The 7112-nt window shown below is 73.7% G+C and carries 5 protein-coding genes; 3 read left to right on the top strand and 2 right to left on the bottom strand.

Annotated elements, in window-relative coordinates; translation table 11 throughout:
• Positions 1 to 441 precede the first annotated feature (441 nt).
• A complete protein-coding gene (locus ACFVFS_RS10590; RefSeq protein WP_380622357.1) occupies positions 442 to 1305 on the top strand; it encodes a helix-turn-helix domain-containing protein in 864 nt (287 codons plus the stop codon).
• Positions 1302 to 1511, top strand: a complete 210-nt coding sequence (locus tag ACFVFS_RS10585) for a DUF397 domain-containing protein (protein ID WP_380622355.1) — start codon at positions 1302 to 1304, stop codon at positions 1509 to 1511. The genes ACFVFS_RS10590 and ACFVFS_RS10585 overlap by 4 nt, the downstream gene beginning before the upstream one ends.
• Before the next feature lie 138 nt (positions 1512 to 1649).
• Here the strand turns inward: ACFVFS_RS10585 and ACFVFS_RS10580 are convergent, their stop codons facing one another.
• Together ACFVFS_RS10580 and ACFVFS_RS10575 are read right to left on the bottom strand one after the other, a co-directional pair.
• Positions 1650 to 2765 (bottom strand): ADP-ribosylglycohydrolase family protein, encoded by a 1116-nt coding sequence (locus ACFVFS_RS10580; RefSeq protein WP_380622353.1) that lies wholly within the window; start codon positions 2763 to 2765, stop codon positions 1650 to 1652.
• 141 nt (positions 2766 to 2906) lie between these two features.
• Positions 2907 to 5495: a bifunctional FO biosynthesis protein CofGH gene (locus ACFVFS_RS10575; RefSeq protein ID WP_380622351.1), complete on the bottom strand. Its 2589-nt coding sequence runs from the start codon at positions 5493 to 5495 to the stop codon at positions 2907 to 2909.
• A gap of 188 nt (positions 5496 to 5683) precedes the next feature.
• Between ACFVFS_RS10575 and ACFVFS_RS10570 the strand changes: the two genes are divergently transcribed.
• A complete protein-coding gene (locus tag ACFVFS_RS10570; RefSeq protein WP_380622349.1) occupies positions 5684 to 6973 on the top strand; it encodes an outer membrane lipoprotein carrier protein LolA in 1290 nt (429 codons plus the stop codon).
• Positions 6974 to 7112: the final 139 nt, after the last annotated feature.

The following is a 7112-nucleotide window of genomic DNA, read 5'->3' as shown; positions in this document are numbered from 1 at the left end:
TTACTTCAGTCGTCGTTCCCTCCCCACACCCCCACCACCTCCTGGTTGTTGGGGGGGGTAGGCCTGCGTTTGTTCTCCCCCCCCCCCCCCCCCCCCTCCGCCGTCCCCCGACCGGTCCGGCCCCACCCCGGACCAACGGCCGCATACCGCCCCCGCACGTGCCACCAGCACCTGCGCGGCCCAGGGGCCGCACCCGCACCACATCCGTCACGCCGCCGAAGCACCACCGGACCGGAGCCCGGCGCCCCTACCACTCGGAGGCGCCCGCTGTCTCGCCGAAGCGCTTTTCCGATGATCTGTTCTACTGCGCTCCGGTCATTTCCCGGCGCCGACCTGATCCGGGGTGACATGCTGCTCACCATCAGGGGGTTGATCCAGATTTCCACCGTGTTCCGAGGACTTCCGTTCCAACGATCACCAGAGGTCCGACCGGAGGCCGACGTGTCCGCGAACATCAATCCCACGGTGCGCCGCCGGCGCCTCGGCGCGGAACTGCGCAAGCTCCGGGACCAGGCCGGGATGACCGCCGAGGAGGTGGCCGGCCGGCTGATGGTCTCCCAGTCGAAGATCAGCCGGCTGGAGAACGGCCGCCGCAGCATCAGCCAGCGGGACGTCCGCGACCTCTGCGACGTCTACAACGTCGCCGACGAGGCGATGCGGGCCAGCCTGATGGAGATGGCCCGGGAGTCCCGGCAGCGCGGCTGGTGGCACGACTTCAACGACATGCCCACGCCCTACAGCGTGTACATCGGCCTGGAGGCCGAGGCCTCCTCGATCCGCGCGTACGAGTCCTCCTTCGTGCCCGGGCTGCTGCAGACCGAGCAGTACGCGCAGGCCGTGGTCGAGGGCACCCAGCCGGACACCGACGCGCTCTCCGTCCAGCGCCGCGTCCAGGTCCGGATGAAGCGCCAGGACCGGGTCAACGGCGAGAACCAGCTGGGCAGCCTGTGGACCGTGATAGACGAGGCGGTGCTCCGCCGGGAGGTCGGCAGCAAGGAGGTGATGGCCCACCAGCTGAAGCACATGCTGGAGCTGAGCCAGCGCCCCAACATCACCATCCAGGTCATCCCGTTCTCGCACGGCGCCCACCCCGGCATGACCGGGACATTCTCCCTGCTGGAGTTCCCCGAGTCAGCCGATTCCACAGTTGTCTACTTCGAAGGGGTGACGAGCGATCTCTACCTGGAGAAGGAGGCCGACGTGCGCCGCTATACCAGTCTCTACGACCACCTGCGGGCGGCCGCGCTCGGGGTGGCCGAGACCCGGACACTGATAGCCGACATTGAAGAGGGATACCACCGATGAGCACCACCTTCGAGAACGGGACGAGCTGGCGCAAGAGCAGTCACAGCGGCGGCAACGGCGCCTGTGTGGAGATCCGCGTTCCCGCCGCCGACCTGGTGGCGGTCCGCGACTCCAAGGACCCGCAGGGTCCGCAACTGCGCTTCTCCGCCGAGGCCTGGAACACGTTCGCCACCGACGCGGGCGCGGGGGTGTTCGGCGGGTTCTGATCCGCCTCGTACCGCTTCTCGGCCAGGTGCCCGTAGCGGTGTCCACCGCCCTCCCGGGGCGGCGGCCACCGCTACGGGCATCTTCGCGTCCAGCGACATGACCCCGTCAAAAACCCCCGGGCCGCGGCGGGCGGCACCTCAGCCGAGCACCGGGTAGCGAGCCGCCCAGGCCGCGCCCTCCGGGGTGTCGGCGCTGTGCAGTTCGGGCCCGTGCATCAGCTCCAGGACGAAGTCGTCCGCCAGCTCCAGCAGCGCACCGCGCCCCTCCAGACCCGCCACCAGCCCGGGTGGCAGCGCGGTGTCACCGTGCAGCACCCCGAGCAGGTTGCCGCAGATCGCACCGGTGGAGTCGCTGTCCCCCGAGTGGTTCACCGCCAGCAGCAGCCCGGACCGGATGTCGTGCGCCACCAGCGCGCAGTACACCCCGATCGCCAGCGCCTCCTCGGCGACCCAGCCCTCCCCCAGCGCCTCGACCCGCTCGGCCGACGGCTCGCCCGCCCGCACCGCGTCCAGCGCCGCCCGCAGCGCCGCCGTGGTCTCCTCGTGTGCCGGCCGCTCGGAGAGCAGCGCCAGCGCCAGGTGCACGCCCTCCTCCAGGGTGCCGCCGCGGGCCGCGGTCTGGACGATCACCGCCAGCGCGCCGGCCGAGAGGTAGCCGGTGGGGTGGCCGTGGGTCAGCACCGAGCACTCCACCGCCAGCTGGAACACCAGGCCCGGCTCCCAGGTGGTCAGCAGCCCGAACGGCGCCGCCCGCATCACCGTGCCGCAGCCCTTGGAGTGCGGGTTCTTCGGCACCTCCAGGGTGCCCAGCCGCTCGGCGTCCGGACCGGAGAGTCCGGAGAGGCAGGCCTGGCCCGGCGCGCGCTGCGCGTACAGCCACTCCTCGCGGCCGAGCCAGCCGAGGTCGGCCCGCCGCTCGTCCGGGCCCCAGTCCCGCTGGGTGGCGGCCCAGCGCAGATAGGCGCGGTGGACGTCGGTGGGCGGGTGCCAGCTGCCGGTGTCCCGGCGGATGTGCGCCCGGATCAGCCCGTCCAGGGTGAACAGCACCATCTGGGTGTCGTCGGTGACGGCGCCGAGCCGTCCGTACGCCGGGACGTACCCGGTGACGCCGAGCGGGCCGTGCGCGGCGCGGATCTTCTCCAGCGACTCGAACTCGATGCCCGCGCCGAGGGCGTCCCCGATCGCCCCGCCCAACAGGCACCCCCGCACCCGGCTGCGGAAGTCCTGCTGCTGGGCGCGTGACCACAGTGGCATCACGACGGGCGCCTTTCGTCCGGGTTCGGGCGGGGTCGCGCGACGCACGGCGGGTCGCGCGCCCTCGCACTGTATTCGAATGCCCGAACGGGACGGCAGGGTTCCCGCTCCACCGGATCCGCCCCGGCGCACGGCGACGGCTCAGTCGACGAGCGGCAGCAGCTCCGGCAGGTGGCCGTCCGAGGCCAGCGCGGCGGCCAGCCGCTCGGCCGGCACCTCGCCGTAGGTGGTGGTGCGCTGCCGGTGCGGGCGCCCGGCCGCCTCGGCGATCGCCCGCAGGTCCCGGACCGACTTGTAGCTCCCGTACGCCGACCCGGCCATCCGGGAGATGGTCTCCTCCATCAGCGTGCCGCCCAGGTCGTTGGCGCCCGAGCGGAGCATCTCGGCGGCGCCCTCGGAGCCCAGCTTCACCCAGCTGGTCTGGATGTTGCGGATGTGCGGGTGGAGCAGCAGCCGGGCCATCGCGACCACCGCCCGGTTGTCCCGCGCGGTCGGGCCCGGCCGGGCGATCCCGGCCAGGTAGACCGGGGCGTTGGTGTGGATGAACGGCAGCGTCACGAACTCGGTGAAGCCGCCGGTGCGCTGCTGGATCTCCGCGAGCAGCCGCAGGTGGCCCACCCAGTGCTTCGGCGTGTCCACGTGCCCGTACATCATCGTGGACGAGGAGCGGATGCCCAGCTCGTGCGCGGTGGTGACGACCTCCACCCAGGTCGCGGCCGGCAGCTTGCCCTTGGTGAGCACCCAGCGGACCTCGTCGTCGAGGATCTCGGCGGCGGTGCCCGGGATGCTGTCCAGGCCGGACTCCTGGGCGCGCTGCAGCCAGTCCCGGATCGACAGCCCGGTCCGGGTGGCGCCGTTGACCACCTCCATCGGCGAGAAGGCGTGCACGTGGATGCCGGGCACCCGCTCCTTCACCGCGCGCGCGATGTCGAAGTAGGCGGTGCCGGGCAGGTCCGGGTGGATGCCGCCCTGCATGCAGACCTCGGTGGCGCCGACCTCCCAGGCCTGCGCGGCCCGGTCGGCGACCTGCTCCAGCGAGAGGCTGTAGGCGTCCGCGTCGGTGCGGCGCTGGGCGAAGGCGCAGAAGCGGCAGCCGGTGTAGCAGACGTTGGTGAAGTTGATGTTCCGGGTGACGCAGTAGGTGACCTCGTCGCCGACCGCGTCCCGGCGCACCGCGTCGGCGATCCCGCAGAGCGCGTCCAGCGCCGGGCCGTCCGCCTGGAACAGCGCCAGCGCCTGCTCGTCGGTCAGCCGGACCGGGTCGTCGGCGGCCACCGCGAGCGCGGCCCGGACCTCGGCGTCCAGCCGCTCCGGCGCGCCGGCCGGGCCGGGGGCGGCCGAGGCGGCCTGCTCGCGCAGCACCTCCCAATCGCCGTAGACGTCCTCGAAGTCGGCCCGCCGGTCGCCGGTGCGGCCCTCGGTGTCGATGGTGCTGTGCAGGTCGGTGCGGCCGTACGAGTCCGGCAGGTCCTCCGGCTCCTGCCAGGGGTGCCCGGTGACCACCGCGTCGGGCCGGGCCAGACCGGTCTCCGGGTCGGCCAGCGCCCGGACGTGCGGCAGCACCCGCGGGTCCAGCCAGGGCTCGCCGCGACGCACGTACTCGGGGTAGACGGCGAGGCGCTCGCGCAGCTCGAAGCCGGCCGCGGCCGAGCGCTCGGCCAGCTTCTCGATCTGCGGCCAGGGGCGCTCGGGGTTGACGTGGTCGGGGGTCAGCGGGGAGACCCCGCCCCAGTCGTCGATGCCGGCCGCGATCAGCCGCTCGTACTCGCCGTCCACCAGGTTCGGCGGCGCCTGGAGGCAGGCGGACGGGCCCATGATGTGCCGGGCCACCGCGACGGTGGCGACCAGCTCGTCCAGCTCCGCGTCCGGCATGCCGCGCATCGCGGTGTCCGGCTTGGCGCGGAAGTTCTGCAGGATCAGCTCCTGGACGCCGTGGTAGGCCCGGGAGACCCGGCGCAGCGCGAACAGCGACTCGGCGCGCTCCTCGTAGGTCTCGCCGATGCCGATCAGCAGACCGCTGGTGAACGGCACCGAGCTGCGGCCGGCGTCCTCCAGCACCCGCAGCCGGACGGCCGGCTCCTTGTCGGGCGAGCCGAAGTGCGGGCCGCCGGGCTCGCTCCACAGCCGGGTGGCGGTGGTCTCCAGCATCATGCCCATCGAGGCGGAGACCGGCTTCAGCCGCTGGAAGTCCGTCCAGCTCAGCACCCCGGGGTTGAGGTGCGGGAGCAGTCCGGTCTCCTCCAGGATCCGGATCGACATCGCGCGGACGTACGCGATCGTGTCGTCGTAGCCGTGCGCGTCCAGCCACTCGCGGGCCTCCGGCCAGCGGTCCTCGGGCTTGTCCCCGAGCGTGATGAGCGCTTCCTTGCAGCCGAGTTCCGCGCCCCGCCGGGCGACCTCCAGCACCTCGTCCGGGGACATGAACATCCCCCGGCCCTCCCGGCGCAGCTTGCCAGGGACGGTCACGAAGGTGCAGTAGTGGCACTTGTCCCGGCAGAGCCGGGTGAGCGGGATGAACACACTCCTGGAGTAGGTGATGACGCCGGGCCGGCCGGCCGCGTCGAGGCCGGCGTCGCGGACCCGGGCGGCTCCGGCGCAGAGGTCGCGCAGGTCCTCGCCTCTCGCCTGCAGCAGTACCGCCGCCTCGGTCGCGTCCAGCGTGACACCGTCCCGGGCCCGGCGCAGAGCACGCCGCATCGCGTTGGCGGTCGGGGAGTTGGTTGCGTCCATGCCGCGACCCTACGCCAGTTCACGTACGTTCCTCGTGCGTTCGGAGGAGCCGACCCTGAGGAGGCATCAGGGTCGGCTGCGACGCGAGGCCGACCCGGAACCCACCCTGCAGGGCGATGACGAAGGCGGCCCGGGACCGTCTAATGGAGACCCAGGGACAGTCGTTGACCGACGGAGGGGTTGGACGGATGACGGACGACAGGGCGACCGCGGGCGGCGGCCCGGCGGACGAGTTCCAGGACGGCGGGGCCCCCTACCGGTCGCGCCGGCGCACCCTGGTGCGGGTGGCCGTTCCGCTGGCTGTCACGGCCGCGATCGCCGCCGGGGTGGGGCTGGTGCCGGCGCTGGCGGACTCCTCGCCGCCGGAGCTGCCGGCGCTGACGGCGGAGCAGGTGGTGGCGAAGGTGCTCGGCTCGCAGGCGCAGACGCTCACCGGGACGGTGTCGGTCTCGACCGACCTCGGTGTGCCGAGCCAGCTGCTGGGCGCCGCGGCCGGGGGGCTCGCGGGCGGCGGCGCGGGGCGCGGCGGGGACGGGCCCTCGGGCGCCGCGCCCACCGCGAAGCTCACCGGCCTGCTCGGCGGCGAGCACACCCTGCGGGTCGCGGTGGACGGACCGGACCGGCAGCGGATCGGTCTGCTGGAGCAGCTGTCCGGGTACGAGCTGATCCGCAACGGCGACCAGGCCTGGGCCTGGGACAGCAGCACCAACGAGGCCGTGCACCTGACCGGGGCCCGGCCGGACGCGGCGGCCGGCGGCCACCCGGGCAGCGCGCCGCTGACCGGGGTGCCGACCACCCCGCAGGAGGCGGCCCGGCAGTTCCTGGCGGCGGGCGCGGGCACCACCGCCGTCACCGTGGACGGCACCGCGACGGTGGCCGGGCAGAAGGCCTACCGGCTGAGCGTGAAGCCCACCCAGCCGGGCTCGACGATCGGCGAGGTGCGGATCGCGGTGGCCGCCGACAACGGCGTGCCGCTGTCGGTCGTGGTCAGGGGCGCGGACGGCGGCACGGTGCTGGACGTCCACTTCACCCAGGTCTCGTTCGCCCGACCGGCCGCGAAGACCTTCGAGTTCACCGTGCCCAAGGGCGCCAAGGTGACGGAGCAGAAGGCCTCCGCCGCGCCGCGCGGCGAGGTCTCGCCGGAGGAGGCCGAGGCGGCCGCCGACGGCCTGAACGTGATCGGCGAGGGCTGGACGGCCGTGCTCTCCGCCAAGCTGCCGTCCGGCGACGTGTTCGTCCCGGCCGAGGGCGGGGGCCCGCGCGGCAAGGGCGGGCACGGCCCGGGCGGACGCGGCCCGGGGGCCGGCGAGGGCGCGGCGCAGAACCCGCTGGCGCTGGCCAAGTCGCTGGGCAAGCCGGTCGCCGGCGGTTCCCTGATCAGCACCAAGGTGCTGAACGTGCTGGTCACCGATGACGGCCGGGTCTTCGCGGGCGCGGTCACCCCGTCGGTGCTGCAGAGTGCGGCCGGGGTGAAGTAGTGGCTCAGGCTCCCGTAACGGGGGACGTTACGGAGCCGGCCGGGGGGGCCGGGGCGGGGGGGCGCCCCGCCCCCCCGGGCCCCTCCGCCCCCCCCCCCGCCCCCCACGGGGTGACGCCCACGGGGGGGACCCACCCGGT

The sequence above is a fragment of the Kitasatospora sp. NPDC057692 genome, assembly GCF_042799475.1.
Taxonomy (GTDB): domain Bacteria; phylum Actinomycetota; class Actinomycetes; order Streptomycetales; family Streptomycetaceae; genus Kitasatospora.
Note: the sequence above shows the minus strand (reverse complement) of the source record. Positions and strands in the feature narration are given on the sequence as shown.

Coding starts and splice junctions, on each gene's coding strand:
- ACFVFS_RS10585 (WP_380622355.1), top strand. CDS start 1,302: ATGAGCACCACCTTCGAGAACGGGACGAGCTGGCGCAAGAGCAGTCAC.
- ACFVFS_RS10580 (WP_380622353.1), bottom strand. CDS start 2,765: ATGCCACTGTGGTCACGCGCCCAGCAGCAGGACTTCCGCAGCCGGGTG.
- ACFVFS_RS10575 (WP_380622351.1), bottom strand. CDS start 5,495: ATGGACGCAACCAACTCCCCGACCGCCAACGCGATGCGGCGTGCTCTG.
- ACFVFS_RS10570 (WP_380622349.1), top strand. CDS start 5,684: ATGACGGACGACAGGGCGACCGCGGGCGGCGGCCCGGCGGACGAGTTC.